The sequence below is a fragment of the Peribacillus sp. FW305-BF15 genome, assembly GCF_058783805.1.
Window position 1 is genome coordinate 47,383 of the sequence record NZ_JBYSYV010000029.1, and the last position, 15,216, is coordinate 62,598.

Consider the following 15,216-nt stretch of genomic DNA (forward strand, 5'->3'; position numbering starts at 1 on the left):
GTTCTTACAGAGGATTAATTTTCAGTTGTTGCGCACAGCGGGAACGTATACATGGGGAATTTCGGTTTAAGTGACTTTGTTTACTTGCCGGGGTTTTGACGTTTTGAAGGAGGGTTTATTGATGATCGAAATAGAAAAACCAAAAATCGAAACGGTTGAAATCAACGACGATACCAAGTACGGTAAATTCGTCGTAGAGCCACTAGAGCGTGGGTATGGTACTACATTGGGTAACTCCTTACGTCGTATTCTTTTATCCTCACTCCCAGGTGCTGCTGTCACAGCTATACAAATTGATGGAGTGCTACATGAGTTCTCAACAATTGAAGGCGTCGTGGAAGATGTAACATCTATCATTCTTAATGTGAAAAAACTAGCTCTTAAGATTTACTCTGATGAAGAGAAGACGCTGGAAATTGACGTTCAGGGTGACGGAGTCATCACGGCTGCTGATATCACTCATGATAGTGATGTAGAAATTCTTAATCCGGATTTATATATTGCTACAATTGGTAAAAACGGTCATATGCGTATGCGTTTATCTGCACGTCGCGGCCGCGGCTACACTCCTGCTGTTCAAAACAAGAGAGAAGACCAGCCAATTGGTGTAATTCCAATCGATGCTCTTTACACTCCGGTTTCACGCGTATCTTTCCAAGTTGAAAATACACGTGTTGGACAGTTGTCTAACTTTGACAAGTTAACGTTTGATGTTTGGACTGATGGCAGTACTGGTCCGCAAGAAGCGGTAGCACTTGGAGCTAAGATTTTAACAGAGCATTTAAATATCTTTGTTGGTTTAACCGATGAAGCTCAAAATGCTGAAATCATGGTTGAAAAAGAAGAAGATCAAAAAGAAAAAGTTCTTGAGATGACGATCGAAGAATTAGACCTTTCTGTTCGTTCTTACAATTGCTTGAAACGTGCTGGAATCAATACCGTTCAAGAGCTAGCTCACAAAACGGAAGAAGATATGATGAAAGTACGTAATCTAGGTCGTAAATCACTTGAAGAAGTGAAAGCGAAACTAGAAGAATTAGGCTTAGGTCTTCGTAAAGACGACTGATAACATGGCGGAATCATCCATTATGTTGTGAGCCTTGTTATTGACACACAATATAGAACTTCAACAAAGGAGGGAATCTCTAATGGGTTACAGAAAGTTAGGACGCACTAGCGCACAACGTAAAGCATTACTTCGTGATTTAGCTACGGATCTTATTATCCATGAGCGCATTGAAACTACTGAAGCACGTGCAAAAGAATTACGTTCTGTAGTAGATAAAATGATCACTCTTGGTAAACGTGGTGACTTGCATGCACGCCGTCAAGCTGCATCTTTCATCCGTAACGAAATCGCTGACGCTGAGAATGGCACAGATGCCCTTCAAAAACTATTCAGTGACGTGGCTCCACGTTATGAAGAACGTCAAGGTGGATACACTCGTATCATGAAAGTTGGTCCACGCCGCGGTGACGGTGCACCAGTCGTGGTTATTGAATTAGTTTAATAACAACGATGAAAAAGGGCGGGACAAATGAATATACTCACTTGTTCTATGCCCTTTTTCTTTTTTTAAATAGAAATTCTGTACTTTAGAAATTCGCATTGAGTGTTACGATGGCTGGCGGAACCTGTACATACGGGGAGCCTTCACGTCTAGCTCAAGCACCCCTTCCCGCTTTTGATAAGCGATTATAAGATAACCTGTTTTTCGTAACAGGCCCGCTGTTAGCTGCTCTTAATTTACCGAAAATTCTTTCGGTGGAAGGGGTGCAGCGTTTTTTTATATTTTCAGAAGTAAAAACTACTATATTTATATTGAGTGAGCAGAGCATAGTTTAGGCGAGTGCAGTCGAGGATGAGGAGGGCCACATGGTGAAGAAGCTGGTTTCTTTAAATAATATTGTTTTTAAATATGAGGGTCAGTCTCGAAACGCCTTGGATGATGTTTCTTTTGATATTCATCAAGGGGAGTGGCTAGCGATTGTCGGACATAATGGTTCTGGCAAGTCGACATTAGCGAAGTTATTGAATGGCCTTCAGTTCGCTAACTCAGGTACCATTACGATTAATGATCAACTTTTGACAGAAGAATCCGTTTGGGATGTACGCCAGAAAATTGGCATGGTTTTTCAAAACCCAGATAATCAATTTGTAGGCACTACAGTTCAGGATGATGTGGCTTTTGGTTTAGAAAACGCCGGTGTTTCTCAGCAGGTTATGGTGGAGCGTGTTCATGGTGCGTTAAATAAGGTTAAGATGAATGCCTTTCTTAATCAAGAGCCGCACCATCTATCCGGCGGTCAAAAGCAAAGAGTGGCCATTGCAGGTGTAATAGCCTTGCAGCCAGACATAATCATCTTAGATGAAGCAACCTCCATGCTTGACCCAAGAGGCCGTGAAGAAGTGCTTGAAACAGTTAGGGAATTAAAACAGGAAAACGAGATCACTGTAATATCAATCACCCATGATCTTGAGGAAGCTGCGAAAGCTGATCGAATGATAGTCATGAACCAAGGTCGGTTATATCGTGAAGGTTCGCCTCAGGATATTTTTGAGTTAGAGGAAGAATTGATTGCTCTTGGTCTGGATATTCCCTTTTCAGTGAAACTAACCAAGGAGTTACAAAAAAATGGTGTTCGTGTAGTTGATGGGCATTTGACAGAGGAAGAGTTGGTGAAGGATTTATGCGAATTACACTCGATGATGTAGAATACCGCTATCAGGTGAATACTCCTTTTGAACATCTAGCCCTTCATGATGTCAATATTTCAATGGAGCCGGGAACCTATACCGCAATCATCGGGCATACAGGGTCCGGGAAATCCACGCTACTGCAGCATTTGAATGCTCTTTTAAAACCGACGAAGGGTCGGGTTTTCATTGGGGATCGGACGATTGAAGCAGGAAGAAAAGAAAAGGCTTTGCGGCCCATAAGACAAAAGGTCGGAATTGTTTTTCAGTTTCCGGAACATCAGTTATTTGATGAAACGGTTGAAAAGGATATATGTTTCGGTCCTATGAATTTTGGCGTTTCTGAAATCGATGCAAAGAAACTGGCCAGGAAAGCCATCGCGCAAGTCGGATTGAATGAGGAAGTTCTTGAAAAGTCTCCATTCGACTTATCCGGCGGGCAGATGCGACGGGTGGCCATCGCTGGGGTACTTGCCATGGAGCCGGAAGTATTGGTGCTTGATGAGCCCACAGCGGGATTGGATCCGCGAGGACGCAAAGAAATCATGGATATGTTTTATGATCTGCATAAAGCAAGGGGCATTTCAACAATTCTGGTGACCCATAGCATGGAGGATGCAGCCAAGTACGCGGATGACATCATCATCATGCATAAGGGTACGGTGTTCAAAAAAGGAACCCCCCAGGAAATTTTCTCAGAGCCGGAACAATTAATGGAGCTAGGCCTGGATGTTCCTGATACGGTCCGCTTTCAGCTAAAGCTCCAGAAGGAACTTGGTGTTCGATTTGATCATCCATGTCTTAATATCGGTGATTTAGCGATAGAAATAGATAAAGCCATGAAACGGGGGAACCGCTGATGCTGGATAAAATGATTATCGGGCGTTATGTCCCTGCAAATTCATTGATGCACAAGATGGACCCAAGGGCTAAACTGCTCCTCGTGTTCCTGTTTGTTTGTGTCGTCTTTTTGGCGAATAATGTCGTTTCTTACGGTTTGCTTGCTGTATTCACCATCCTTATGATCAGTCTTTCCAAAATACCGCTTCGCTATCTTTATAATGGGTTGAAGCCAATCTTTTTCTTGATCGTATTTACATTCCTTCTCCATATATTGTTTACGAAGGAAGGGGAATTGCTTTTTGAATACGGTTGGTTTGAAATCTATGAAGGCGGTTTGATTCAAGGTTTTTTCATATCCATTAGATTTACTTTACTAATCCTTGTTACGTCACTTTTAACTTTGACGACATCCCCGATATCCATTACAGACGGGATGGAAGAGCTGTTGGGACCTTTGAAAAAGTGGAAGATGCCTGTACATGAACTGGCATTGATGATGTCCATTGCCCTTCGATTCATCCCGACGCTAATGGAGGAAACGGAAAAAATCATGAAGGCCCAAACTGCAAGGGGCGTTGACTTTTCATCTGGCCCGATAAAGGACAGGGTTAAATCGATTGTACCTCTGCTGGTTCCTTTATTTGTCAGTTCGTTCAAACGGGCCGAGGAATTGGCAACTGCCATGGAATCAAGAGGATACCGTGGCGGGGAAGGCCGCACGAAATATCGCCAATTGAACTGGAAGACGAGTGATAGTCTTTTGATGGTCTCAATTGGTGTTCTAACGATCATGTTATTTTTATTACGTTCATAATAAGGAAGAGAACTATGCCAAAATATAAATGTGTGATCGCTTATGACGGCACGGATTTTGCTGGCTATCAGGTGCAGCCTGAGAAACGCACCATACAAAGTGAATTCGAGGCAGTCTTGGCCCAAATGCATAAAGGCACAATTATAAAAGTGACTGCTTCAGGCAGGACAGACTCAGGGGTCCATGCAAAGGGGCAGGTACTTCACTTTGAGTCTCCACTTACATTCCCTACTGAAAATTGGATAAAGGCGTTCAGCGCGCTTCTCCCGACCGATATCATCGCTCTGGAGGTCGATATCGTGCCTGACGATTTTCATGCGAGGTTCCATACTACTGGGAAAGAGTACCGTTATATCGTAGCCCGTTCGAAACTGCGGGATCCGTTTAAGCGGAATTACGCCTATCATTATCCATACCCTTTAAATGTGGAGGCGATGAGGGAAGCAATCTCCTATTTGATAGGGACACATGACTTTACAAGTTTTTGTTCGGCAAAAACGGAAGTGGTCGATAAAGTTCGAACCATAAAAGAAATGGATTTTGAAGAGAGCGATGATTTCCTGGTTTTCCGCTTCGTTGGCGAAGGCTTTTTATATAATATGGTGCGTATCTTGGTTGGGACGCTCCTGGATGTCGGCAGCGGCAAGATGTCACCCCATGATATGAGCGGGATTTTGGACAAGAAGGACCGCAGCTTTGCAGGGAAAACAGCACCAGCCCAAGGCCTATATTTATGGAAAGTATTTTACAAATAAAATTATTTTCGAAGTGATACCAGTTTTTTTACAACTGGAAAACGAGATGAACTCAGTAATGGAGCGGTTTGATGCGATACTGACCTTTTCCTGGAGTTGCAGAAAGGGTTTTATAGACAACTTATCCTAGTGTAACATTCCCTTGACAATGAATATGGGAGAAGTTAATATAATATGGTATGTATTTTAATCCCACGATAAGCCCCGGAAGTTTATTGTGATTGAAAATAAATATAAAAAATTAAAAAGTTTTTTAGGAGGTTAACCATGCGTACGACATTTATGGCGAAAGCTAATGAAGTAGAACGTAAATGGTATGTGATTGACGCTGAAGGCAAAACTTTGGGTCGCCTTTCTACTGAAGTAGCATCCATCTTACGTGGTAAACATAAACCAACTTTTACACCGAACATTGACACTGGTGATCATGTAATTCTTATCAATGTTGAAAAAATCCATTTGACTGGTAAAAAATTGACTGACAAAATTTATTACCGTCACACTATGCATCCAGGCGGCCTTAAAACTAGAACTGCTCTTGAAATGCGTACAAACTACCCTGAGAGAATGCTTGAACTTGCTATCAAAGGTATGCTTCCAAAGAATTCTCTTGGTCGTCAAATCTACAAAAAATTACACGTATACGCTGGAGCTGAGCACCCACACGCTGCTCAACAACCAGAAGTATACGAATTACGCGGATAATTACTAAGGAGGTTACTATCTTGGCACAAGTTCAATATTATGGTACTGGTCGCCGTAAGAGCTCAGTAGCTCGTGTACGTTTAGTACCAGGCGAAGGTCGCATCGTTATTAACGGTCGTGACATCAATGAATATATTCCTTTTGCAGCATTACGTGAAGTTGTTAACCAACCACTAGTTGCAACAGAAACTACTGGAAATTACGACATTCTAGTAAACGTTAGCGGTGGTGGATATACTGGTCAAGCTGGAGCAATCCGTCACGGTATCGCTCGTGCATTGCTACAAGTTGATCCAGAATACCGTCCATCTCTTAAAACTGCTGGTTTACTAACTCGTGACCCGCGTATGAAAGAACGTAAAAAATACGGTCTTAAAGGCGCACGTCGTGCACCTCAGTTCTCAAAACGTTAATTCTATTACCGTTTCGAAAGGCTCTCAACCATATTGGTTGGGGGTCTTTTTTTGACCGAAATATTAATAAAGCATATCCGTGATCTCCCGGATATGCTTTATTTTAAATATTTCAGTTAACAATCTTAGTTTTGAGATTCACCTTCACTTTTTTTGATTCTGGCTTTTTTCGGCATGAAGCATGTAATTATTAATGCCACAAAAGATAAGGCTAGCATGAAAACATAGGCATCACTTGAGCCAAGGATGGAAGCTAATGCCTCTAGTCGTATAGCTGTAATGTTTTCATTTTCCATTGATAGCTCAGTGGCGTGTGATGTTGCCTGCATTGTATATACTGTGATGATAACTGCTGTTCCGATGGCACCTGACAATTGGCGAATGGTATTATTTATAGCTGAACCATGGGAACCCAATTCTCTTGGTAAAGCATTCAACCCTGCTGTATTTAATGGCATGGTAATGAAGCTCAAACCAATTCGTAATATTATGGTACGAATCATGATATAGATATACGTCGTTGATTCGCTTATATCTATGACTCCCCACATCGCAACAATGATGAATACCAAACCTGTAATAAAGAGAGGTTTAGCACCGTATTTATCAAACATTTTACCTGTGACAGGGGATAAGAAGGCATTAATCACAGCTCCGGGTAATAGCAGTAAACCTGCTTCAAATGCTGTAAAACCTCGTCCATTTTGCAAGTAGATTGGTAAAAGGATTAAATCCGCATACATGATCATCGTAATTAGTGCATTGATGAAGGATGTAAGTGTGAAAACTTTATACTTGAATACAGTTAAATTTAATAGTGGATCGCTCGATTTCATTTGACGTAAACAGAATAGAGTCGACACGATCATTCCGACGATTATTGCAGTGATGACAACCGGATCATCCCATCCCTTGCTTCCTGCGCTACTAAATCCAAATAATATACAGCCGAAACCAATCGTTGATAAAATGACACTTGTGATATCCAATTTTGCTTTTGTTGTCTCTGCAACATTCACTAAATATTTGAACGCTAGAACGATGACGATTAGTAAGAATGGGATTAACCCAATGAATAGCCATCTCCATGAAACATATTCCATGATAAAACCAGATAAGGTCGGGCCTATGGCCGGGGCAAAAATTATCGCAAAGCCGATTGTCCCCATGATGCTTCCGCGCTTTTCGCTAGGATATAAATATAAAATAACCGTCATCATTAGAGGTATAATAATCCCGGCACCGATTGCTTGAATCATTCTGCCCGTTAACAGCACGCCAAAATTCCCCGCACATGCGCAAAGTACAGAACCGATGAACAAAAAGAACATCGAGCTAATAAAAAGCTGCCTTGTTGTAAACCGTTGCATTAAAAAGGCAGTGATTGGCACTAAAACACCGTTCACTAGCATAAACCCTGTAGATAACCATTGTACAGTTGCAGGCGTTACATCAAATACTTCCATTAATCCACTCAATGCAACATTTAATAAAGTCTGATTTAATGTTGATAAAAAACAGCCGGCAATCAGTACAATTAATAAAACTTTTTTATTTCTTTCAGTAATGTCCATCGTAAACCCCTTCATTTTTGACTTGCATTCTCAACACCGTGTCGATAAAATCGATGGTAACAAAAATATATGTTACTTACCATGAACAGTTTTCTTGAAAATGTTCACTAATCGACATAGAAATATATGCTGTTGAGAAAGTTAAAGAAAATCTATAAAGGAGATTAAAATGTCCATACCTAAAAAAGAAGATCCTCGTACAATTCGCTCAAGGGAAATGTTTAAAGACGCTGTCATTGCTCTCTTATGCGAGGACCCCATTATTTCGAATTTAACGGTCCGGGAAATCGCAGCCAAAGCAGGGCTGAATCGGACAACTTTTTACCTGCATTATCAGGATATTCATGATTTATTAACGCAAATCACCGATGAGATTCTGAATGAGCTATCTGAGAAAATTTTTGCTTTAATACATGCAAAAGACTTATCGGAAAAACAACAGCTTACACAATTGCTTGATTATTTATATATCCATCGAAATTATTTACTTATTTTATTTAAAACGAATCAGTTTGAAGAACAATTGTTTTCATTATTAAAACAATTAGTAGAAATAAGAAGGAAGAATACCAAGAAGGATTTACCTGCTGATTATGTTGATATTGACATTAAAACGGCCTCATTGGTAGGCATTATAATATGGTGGTTAAGAAAGGGGCTTCATTTTAGTTCGGATTATATTGCCAATCAAATTTATTTAATGTACAGAGTGCAATGATTCTTAATCCGTTAGAATGAATTCGAATTTCATTAAGTCCTTTTAATGACCGGGATAATATGACCCACATCACGCTCCATGAACCCTTCTGCGTCATGATATAAATCCTTCCCAGCCTCCAGCCACAAAGCGATTTAACGCCGTGGGGAGGGTGCTTCGGATATTGGGGATGGTAGGTCCCATTTGTTTACACATGAGTTTATTTGTGGAATACAGAATTATTTGTAAAATCGATATTTATTAAGTCTCTGTTTAGGAGTATGATAATACTTAAAAAAAGAAAGAGGACTTCATATGAATTCAACATACTCACCGATTGAAACAACTAAAACACAAGCCTTGGTCATCAATGCACTATTCATTGCGTTAACCCTTGTAGCGACAATGTTCATCAACATCAAGCTCCCAATAATGGGTAACGGCGGCCTGGTCCATTTGGGCAACGTTCCCCTTTTTATAGCAGCCTTGGTATATGGCAAAAAAACAGGGGCGATAGCAGGCGCCTTCGGTATGGCCTTCTTCGATTTATTCTCTGGTTGGGCAGCATGGGCACCGTTTACATTCGTCATCGTCGGAGCAATGGGCTTTCTAGCCGGCCTTATATCTGAAAAGGTACCGGGCAAAAGAGAACTTGTATACACTTTGGCCGTTTCCGTTGCATTGATCATAAAAATCGTGGGCTATTATTTTACTGAAGTTATCCTTTACGGTAACTGGATCCAGCCATTCGGCTCCATCCCCGGAAACGTAATGCAGGTCGTAATAGCCGGAATAATCGTCGTGCCTCTAGCTGGCCGATTAAAGAAGAGGGCTGGACAGATATAAAGTGAAATGAATATAGGAAGCCATTCAAACTTTGTGTAGTACCGGCGACTGGATATAATATGCTTTATGAACCTCTGGCAGTTCATCCTGCTAAGTAGGTATGTATTTAAATAAATTCGCTATTATAAAAAGTAATATCATGTTAGAAAAGGACATCCGTTTACCACGGATGTCCTTTTTATCGATAGATCACAAAGCTTGCTTGAATTTAAGGAAGAACACGACATGAATAATCAGGTGTGATCACTGTAAGGCATGCGCAGTGAGCTGCCCAAGTCGCAAGGTCCGCCTCGGGTAGCATCCTAAATTAACGGGTTACGGGTGATAGTATCAATTTTTTCTGCGAGTAAATATCATCCGAAATGTTTGGGCTGTCCTTTTAAGCTTCTTATGGAAGATAGCATATGAAGGCATTTCAATTACCTGTTGAACCTATCCTCATTATTTTTTGCCAATGGAATAAATGAATGGTTCAAAATAGAACGCTAAAACTAAATTATGTCTTGGGAAATAATTTTGGGAAATGGGGAATTGCCCCGGAGGTGAATTATGGCTGTGATATTAGGTTTACAGGAGATGCAAAGGGAAAGGCAATTGAAGTTCGAACGCAGGTTGCTCAGGGAACTTTCTATCGAGGATATGAAGGGGAGGATTCAGCGTTACTTTGGACAGGATTTGATGGATGTTTTGGAGGAAGGCTACTTCGATGTTGCCATCGAAGCTTATTTATTAGGAGCGAACTATAGTAAGTTTGGCTATTATGGGGAGTCGGAAGATGATGTAAGGTCCAGGTGCTGGAAGGAAGAGAAGTTTTTGGTCGATACTCTTTTTAACTTTATTTTGTATTGGCGGGAAGTTACAGCGAATAACGCTTTCGATGAAGGATTGTTTTATTGTTGTGAAGGATTTGTAGGGGATTGGTGGTTGGACGGTTTTAAGACTGGAGAGAAACGATATAAAATGAAACTGCATTAAGAAGGCAAAATCCCATTCCTTGTTCTAATTCCATGGTTTGTCCCATACTTTTTAGTATAGAGATCATGGAAGGGGAACGGTCATGCGCAGAAAGCTGAAATATACAGGAATCGCAATGGGATTGTTTGTCCTTTTTTTAATTGTGACTTTTAAATTCGTAGAAGATGATTCTTGGGACTCCTGGAACCTTCCGTTGGCAGGGAAGGTCATCATTCTGGATGCAGGTCACGGGGGAATGGACGGCGGAGCAAATGTACAAGAGATAATGGAAAAGGAAATTGCCCTTTCCGTTTCATTAAAGGTCAGGGACTATTTGCAGGAACAAGGTGCACTTGTCATCATGACCCGTGAGAAGGATGAGGATCTGGCACAGGGTAATACAAAGGGGATCCGCCAGCGAAAACAGGAGGACTTACGGAATCGGGTAAAAATGATCAATGATTCGGAAGCGGACTTATTCTTAAGCATTCATCTGAACTCTTTTCCATCGGCGTCATCGAAAGGTGCCCAAACCTTTTATACAAGCAGGTTTGAGGAAAATGAACAGGTGGCTAAATTCATTCAGACTGAAATCATCAGAAACCTGGAAAATACAAAGCGTGATGCAAGAACGATCAATCATGTGTATTTGATGAATTATGCTAAGAAACCAGGAGCGCTTGTGGAAATTGGCTTTCTTTCCAATTCTGAGGAAAGGGAACGCCTTATCAGCGATAAATACCAGGAAAAGATTGCCAGTTCAATTTATATGGGGATTTTACGGTACTTCACAGAAGAAAAACTATCGGATGACGAGTGATGTCGGGGTCTTGTAAGGTACAAGGCCTTTTTATCATGGGGAAATAATCTGGCCCAGCATACAAGGCAGATAATAAGTTTTCTTTCGGTAATATGTTATACTGAAAAATGGGAAAATAAAATTCAAAGGGGTGCTCGACTTGTTAACAGAAGAGAAAGTACTGAATTTATTAAAGGATCTTAAAGACCCTTTTCTACATAAAAACCTTGAAGAGACAAATGGAATTATAGAAATCAAAATAAAACCTGAAAAGAATCATGTAAGCGTTAAACTTGCGATTGCGAAAACGGGGACTGCCGAGCAAATGCAAATGCAATCCGAAGTTGTGGACTTGCTGAAAACGAACGGAGCAGAATCGGTAGGCATCCGTTTCACGGAACTTTCAGAAGAGGAATTAGCCAAGCATCGTGAAAGCATTCCCCAGGGTGAGGCGGACCAAGGTTTGCTTGGACCTAACAGTAAGACTCAATTCATCGCGATCGCCAGTGGTAAAGGCGGAGTGGGAAAATCTACGATCTCAGTGAATTTTGCCACTTCACTTGCTCGTCTAGGCAAAAAGGTCGGACTGGTTGATGCCGATATTTACGGGTTCAGCGTACCTGATATGATGGGGATAACAAAACGACCGGTTGTTCGCGGGGAAAAAATCATTCCTGTAGAACGGTTTGGCGTTCAAGTTATCTCAATGGGCTTTTTTGTAGAGGATAACGCGCCGATCATCTGGAGAGGGCCGATGCTGGGTAAAATGCTTAACAGTTTCTTTAATGAAGTGGAATGGGGAGATTTGGACTATTTGGTCCTTGACTTACCGCCGGGTACAGGCGATGTTGCATTGGACGTGCATACGATGCTCCCTTCATGTAAAGAAATCATTGTTACGACACCGCATCCGACTGCAGCCTTCGTTGCTGCAAGAGCTGGTGCCATGGCCATCAAGACAGAACACGAAGTCATTGGTGTCATAGAGAATATGTCATTTTTCGAAAGTAAAACGACCGGTGAAAAGGAATATGTATTCGGAAAAGGCGGCGGAAAGAAGCTTGCAGAAGAGCTTCGTACAGAAGTTTTAGGTCAACTTCCCCTGCAACAGCCAGATTGGAACGAAGAGGACTTTGCTCCATCCATTTACGCAGCGGACCATAGGCTTGGCAGGATTTACGAAGATATTGCTAAAAAGGTCATTGAAAAACTGCAATAAAAAGAAGGCTGATTCCGATTGGGAATCAGCCTTTTTTCATTCTTTTTACTTTTTCTCCTTCTCGGCCGCCTTTGTGGCTGCTTTATCCAATTTCTCTTGCATTTTCGCTTGGACGAGAGGACTTTCCATGGTCTCGATGATCAGCTCTTTATAGACCGATCGCATTTCCTTGGTTTTTAATAATTTATTCATTTCTTTTTCCATATCCGGTTCTTTCATTATTTCCATGAGCATTCCACGATACTGAGGATCAGCAGTTAAGTCCTTCAATACCTTTTTATGTTCGTCTTCTAATGCTTTAGCATAAGCGGAAGCAAATTCAGGATCATTGAATGTCTTTTTCCAAAATTCCTTCCCTTTATCTGAAGTGACCATATCTTCAATGGATTTCTTAATGGCATCCGAATCCATAATGAGTTCAGCTTTCGTTTTATCATCAGTAATGATATCCTGGATGGCCTTTTTTCCATCATCTGTCTTCAAGATATCGACGACCATTTTCTTTGTCTCTTCGTACTCCATTTTTTCTCCGCCTGCCCCATTTTGAGCACAACCGGAACAAACGAGTAAGAATGACGTGAAAAGCAAAGCAACTCCCACTCTCATACGCAGGGCCCCTTTCATCCTTCTTACTGTTAATATGGTTCCAATCGGCGATATTATTCCTTGGTGGAATAAGTGGATTTTTCCAAATTTGGTTGGTACAATTAAGGATATGAAATAGAAATGTATGGAGGAAAACAATGAACAGCCGTAATTTAGTTAAATTGTTTTTAACAACATTGCTTATAGGTGGCGTAACTGGCGGAGTTGTAGGGTTCTTGGCTCGATGGAGTGAGTTTAAGCCTTATTTTTCTTCTTTTGAAGTCAGTGCCATCCTATCAACTTTTATTTGGTTATTCGGTGTTGGATTAATTTTCAGTGTCATAAGCCAAGCCGGCTTTTTTGCCTATTTAACAATACATCGTTTTGGTCTGGGGATATTTAAAAGCGCTTCCTTATGGAATGCCGTTCAACTTGTACTCATTCTTTTTGTTGTATTCGATCTTGTTTACCTGCGATATCTTAGCTTTGGTTCAGGCGAGGGAATCAGTTCGTATATCGTGTTAGCATTGGTTGTATTGGCCGCAGGGCTTATTACAGCTTATTTCAAAATGAAACAAACGAATAAACAGTCCTTCATACCGGCCTTGTTTTTCATGGTCGTGGTCACGGTATTGGAGTGGGTACCTGTCCTGAAAACCAATGATGAAGGCTGGCTTTACTTCATGCTGTTTCCATTGCTAGTCTGCAATGCTTATCAATTATTGGTCCTTGGCAAATTGATTGAAATTTCACAAAAGGAATTGGCCGATAGAAGAGAGCGTAAGCAAACTCCAGCAAAGGGAAAGATGAAAGCCAGTCAATTAGGTAAAGGCAGCTGACCAATATGTAGGCCGGACCTTACATAAAGAAGTCAAAACAGAAAAACTGCGCACTAAAGGTTCAGGGAGACCATTAGTACGCAGTTTTTTAAGTTAGCGGACTTCCTCACTGCTTGCCGAGGAATTGGAAATCATCTCTGAAACGTTAACGAAGTTTAAATTTTTTGATCGAAGTTCACTTAATAACTCCGGTAATGCTTTATTCGTTTGTTTTGCTGAGTCTGAAGCATGTAATAAAATGATATCACCTTTTTGGGCCTTGGTGATGTTCTGTATGATCCGATCCACACCTGGATTGGTCCAATCCTTCGAATCGATGCTCCAATGGACAACGGTATATCCGAATTTCTCACTGATCTTCAAGAGTCGTTTATCAAAGTGGCCGGTGGGAGCGCGCAAAAGTTCTATATTCTTTACATTAAGTTTTTTAAATGCTTCCTGGGCTTTAGAAATATCCCGGATGATTTCTTGATCTTCCATTTCGGTATAATCCTTATAATCGTAACCAAGCATGCCGATTTCATATCCTTCTTTCACAATTTCAGCTACTATGTCAGGGTGGCGTTCTGCCCAGGATCCCGAAAGGAAAAAGGTGGCCGATTTAATCTTTTCTCTTTTTAATGTCTCTATTATCGGAGCGGCTTTCTCATCACCCCAGCCAATATTGAACGTGATCGCAACATTCTTTTCCCCTTTATAAACCGCTTTCGGCCCATCTTCCGTTGAAAAAACGGGGGCATGAAGAATGTTTTGTACAAAAAGAAACCAAGCGGTAAAAAGTGCGGTAAGCAAAATTAACGAATAATACTTGATGTTCTTGGCTTGAAGCACCATGAAAAATTTCATTAATCCATCCCCTTGTCCAAAGTACTCTTGTCTTCAAATTTATGCGCGAGGATTATTGTTATGCAAAAAAACGGGTTGAAAATTCATAAAATTGATGGGAATGGGGAAAGATGTCTGATGGAGGTGTGAACCATGCTCGGTTTATTGATCAATGACAAAGAAAAAATGGAATTGGAGTACCTTTTAAAAAGAGAGATGGATGAAATACTATTCGATTTGCAGGATGACAGAATCGATCACATAGTCAAAAGGGCAATAAACGAGAAATATAACATCCTTTTCAGGCTGTTTAAAAGGGTGAGCACCGAGGAGGAAATCCTAATGTATATGAAGGGGAAATCGAATTTATCCAAGTGGAATCAGTCATGAAAGTTAAAAGTGAATTAAATTCAAAAAACCTATTGACTATTGATTTATACGCTGGTATATTATAAAAGTTGCTGCAACGTCAAAGCATTTGAAAAAGAATGATAAAAACTTTTTTAAAAAAAGTTATTGACGAAGTGGTAATAAGATGTTAAGATATTAAAGTCGCTAAGAGAGACGGCGAACAAATTGCTCTTTGAAAACTGAACAAAACAAAGCGCCAACGTTAAATTTTAAGTGAGCACACACTATCAAAAAAGCAA

18 protein-coding genes are annotated in these 15,216 nt (G+C 40.7%); 15 read left to right on the top strand and 3 right to left on the bottom strand.

Annotated elements, in window-relative coordinates:
* Nucleotides 1–121 precede the first annotated feature (121 nt).
* The 8 genes from AC3WLU_RS23325 (at nt 122) to rpsI (ending at nt 6,228) form a co-directional block, all read left to right on the top strand.
* On the top strand, nt 122–1,066 hold the full coding sequence (locus AC3WLU_RS23325) for a DNA-directed RNA polymerase subunit alpha (protein WP_034304976.1): 945 nt from the start codon (nt 122–124) through the stop codon (nt 1,064–1,066).
* 82 nt (nt 1,067–1,148) lie between these two features.
* Entirely contained in the window at nt 1,149–1,511 is a 363-nt protein-coding gene (gene rplQ, locus AC3WLU_RS23330; protein WP_034304973.1) for a 50S ribosomal protein L17, read from the top strand.
* A gap of 365 nt (nt 1,512–1,876) precedes the next feature.
* On the top strand, nt 1,877–2,716 hold the full coding sequence (locus tag AC3WLU_RS23335; RefSeq protein ID WP_034304970.1) for an energy-coupling factor ABC transporter ATP-binding protein: 840 nt from the start codon (nt 1,877–1,879) through the stop codon (nt 2,714–2,716).
* On the top strand, nt 2,692–3,558 hold the full coding sequence (locus AC3WLU_RS23340) for an energy-coupling factor ABC transporter ATP-binding protein (protein ID WP_053537046.1): 867 nt from the start codon (nt 2,692–2,694) through the stop codon (nt 3,556–3,558). The genes AC3WLU_RS23335 and AC3WLU_RS23340 overlap by 25 nt, the downstream gene beginning before the upstream one ends.
* Entirely contained in the window at nt 3,558–4,355 is a 798-nt protein-coding gene (locus AC3WLU_RS23345; RefSeq protein ID WP_413023766.1) for an energy-coupling factor transporter transmembrane component T family protein, read from the top strand. Before AC3WLU_RS23340 ends, AC3WLU_RS23345 begins: the two co-directional genes overlap by 1 nt.
* 14 nt (nt 4,356–4,369) lie before the next feature.
* Nucleotides 4,370–5,110: a tRNA pseudouridine(38-40) synthase TruA gene (gene truA / locus AC3WLU_RS23350; RefSeq protein WP_034304963.1), complete on the top strand. Its 741-nt coding sequence runs from the start codon at nt 4,370–4,372 to the stop codon at nt 5,108–5,110.
* A gap of 267 nt (nt 5,111–5,377) precedes the next feature.
* Nucleotides 5,378–5,815, top strand: a complete 438-nt coding sequence (gene rplM / locus AC3WLU_RS23355) for a 50S ribosomal protein L13 (RefSeq protein WP_034304960.1) — start codon at nt 5,378–5,380, stop codon at nt 5,813–5,815.
* 20 nt (nt 5,816–5,835) lie between these two features.
* Nucleotides 5,836–6,228: a 30S ribosomal protein S9 gene (gene rpsI / locus AC3WLU_RS23360; protein ID WP_057915234.1), complete on the top strand. Its 393-nt coding sequence runs from the start codon at nt 5,836–5,838 to the stop codon at nt 6,226–6,228.
* A gap of 125 nt (nt 6,229–6,353) precedes the next feature.
* On the opposite strand, the gene AC3WLU_RS23365 is transcribed toward rpsI, so the two are convergent.
* Nucleotides 6,354–7,802, bottom strand: a complete 1,449-nt coding sequence (locus AC3WLU_RS23365; protein ID WP_492597999.1) for a DHA2 family efflux MFS transporter permease subunit — start codon at nt 7,800–7,802, stop codon at nt 6,354–6,356.
* 169 nt (nt 7,803–7,971) lie between these two features.
* Here AC3WLU_RS23365 and AC3WLU_RS23370 point away from each other — a divergent pair, with 169 nt between their 5' ends.
* From AC3WLU_RS23370 to AC3WLU_RS23390, 5 genes are all read left to right on the top strand, one after another.
* Nucleotides 7,972–8,520 carry a TetR/AcrR family transcriptional regulator gene (locus AC3WLU_RS23370; RefSeq protein ID WP_411739340.1) on the top strand — a complete coding sequence of 183 codons (549 nt, stop codon included), beginning with the start codon at nt 7,972–7,974 and terminating at the stop codon, nt 8,518–8,520.
* Nucleotides 8,521–8,814: 294 nt separating this feature from the next.
* Entirely contained in the window at nt 8,815–9,345 is a 531-nt protein-coding gene (locus AC3WLU_RS23375) for an ECF transporter S component (protein WP_492598000.1), read from the top strand.
* 549 nt (nt 9,346–9,894) lie between these two features.
* Nucleotides 9,895–10,320, top strand: coding sequence for a DUF2521 family protein (locus AC3WLU_RS23380; protein ID WP_034304952.1), 426 nt, complete (start codon nt 9,895–9,897; stop codon nt 10,318–10,320).
* A gap of 82 nt (nt 10,321–10,402) precedes the next feature.
* The gene (gene cwlD / locus AC3WLU_RS23385; protein ID WP_034304950.1) at nt 10,403–11,119 is read left to right on the top strand and encodes an N-acetylmuramoyl-L-alanine amidase CwlD; all 717 of its coding nucleotides are present in this window, start codon (nt 10,403–10,405) and stop codon (nt 11,117–11,119) included.
* 139 nt (nt 11,120–11,258) lie between these two features.
* Complete coding sequence (locus AC3WLU_RS23390) at nt 11,259–12,317, top strand: Mrp/NBP35 family ATP-binding protein (protein WP_034304949.1); 1,059 nt, start codon at nt 11,259–11,261, stop codon at nt 12,315–12,317.
* A gap of 45 nt (nt 12,318–12,362) precedes the next feature.
* Here AC3WLU_RS23390 and gerD read toward each other — a convergent pair whose 3' ends face one another.
* Entirely contained in the window at nt 12,363–12,923 is a 561-nt protein-coding gene (gene gerD, locus AC3WLU_RS23395; RefSeq protein ID WP_034304948.1) for a spore germination lipoprotein GerD, read from the bottom strand.
* Nucleotides 12,924–13,060: 137 nt separating this feature from the next.
* On the opposite strand from gerD, the gene AC3WLU_RS23400 reads away from it, so the two are divergent.
* Nucleotides 13,061–13,741, top strand: a complete 681-nt coding sequence (locus tag AC3WLU_RS23400; RefSeq protein ID WP_492598001.1) for a KinB-signaling pathway activation protein — start codon at nt 13,061–13,063, stop codon at nt 13,739–13,741.
* A gap of 93 nt (nt 13,742–13,834) precedes the next feature.
* Here the strand turns inward: AC3WLU_RS23400 and pdaB are convergent, their stop codons facing one another.
* Nucleotides 13,835–14,587 carry a polysaccharide deacetylase family sporulation protein PdaB gene (gene pdaB, locus AC3WLU_RS23405; RefSeq protein ID WP_034304945.1) on the bottom strand — a complete coding sequence of 251 codons (753 nt, stop codon included), beginning with the start codon at nt 14,585–14,587 and terminating at the stop codon, nt 13,835–13,837.
* Nucleotides 14,588–14,719: 132 nt separating this feature from the next.
* Between pdaB and AC3WLU_RS23410 the strand changes: the two genes are divergently transcribed.
* Entirely contained in the window at nt 14,720–14,956 is a 237-nt protein-coding gene (locus AC3WLU_RS23410) for a hypothetical protein (RefSeq protein WP_048677931.1), read from the top strand.
* The last annotated feature ends 260 nt before the right edge of the window (nt 14,957–15,216 follow it).

Coding starts and splice junctions, on each gene's coding strand:
- AC3WLU_RS23365 (WP_492597999.1), bottom strand. CDS start 7,802: ATGGACATTACTGAAAGAAATAAAAAAGTTTTATTAATTGTACTGATT.
- AC3WLU_RS23335 (WP_034304970.1), top strand. CDS start 1,877: ATGGTGAAGAAGCTGGTTTCTTTAAATAATATTGTTTTTAAATATGAG.
- AC3WLU_RS23345 (WP_413023766.1), top strand. CDS start 3,558: ATGCTGGATAAAATGATTATCGGGCGTTATGTCCCTGCAAATTCATTG.
- pdaB (WP_034304945.1), bottom strand. CDS start 14,587: ATGAAATTTTTCATGGTGCTTCAAGCCAAGAACATCAAGTATTATTCG.
- AC3WLU_RS23410 (WP_048677931.1), top strand. CDS start 14,720: ATGCTCGGTTTATTGATCAATGACAAAGAAAAAATGGAATTGGAGTAC.
- AC3WLU_RS23325 (WP_034304976.1), top strand. CDS start 122: ATGATCGAAATAGAAAAACCAAAAATCGAAACGGTTGAAATCAACGAC.
- rplQ (WP_034304973.1), top strand. CDS start 1,149: ATGGGTTACAGAAAGTTAGGACGCACTAGCGCACAACGTAAAGCATTA.
- AC3WLU_RS23370 (WP_411739340.1), top strand. CDS start 7,972: ATGTCCATACCTAAAAAAGAAGATCCTCGTACAATTCGCTCAAGGGAA.
- AC3WLU_RS23375 (WP_492598000.1), top strand. CDS start 8,815: ATGAATTCAACATACTCACCGATTGAAACAACTAAAACACAAGCCTTG.
- AC3WLU_RS23340 (WP_053537046.1), top strand. CDS start 2,692: ATGCGAATTACACTCGATGATGTAGAATACCGCTATCAGGTGAATACT.
- rplM (WP_034304960.1), top strand. CDS start 5,378: ATGCGTACGACATTTATGGCGAAAGCTAATGAAGTAGAACGTAAATGG.
- cwlD (WP_034304950.1), top strand. CDS start 10,403: ATGCGCAGAAAGCTGAAATATACAGGAATCGCAATGGGATTGTTTGTC.
- AC3WLU_RS23400 (WP_492598001.1), top strand. CDS start 13,061: ATGAACAGCCGTAATTTAGTTAAATTGTTTTTAACAACATTGCTTATA.
- gerD (WP_034304948.1), bottom strand. CDS start 12,923: ATGAGAGTGGGAGTTGCTTTGCTTTTCACGTCATTCTTACTCGTTTGT.
- AC3WLU_RS23380 (WP_034304952.1), top strand. CDS start 9,895: ATGGCTGTGATATTAGGTTTACAGGAGATGCAAAGGGAAAGGCAATTG.
- truA (WP_034304963.1), top strand. CDS start 4,370: ATGCCAAAATATAAATGTGTGATCGCTTATGACGGCACGGATTTTGCT.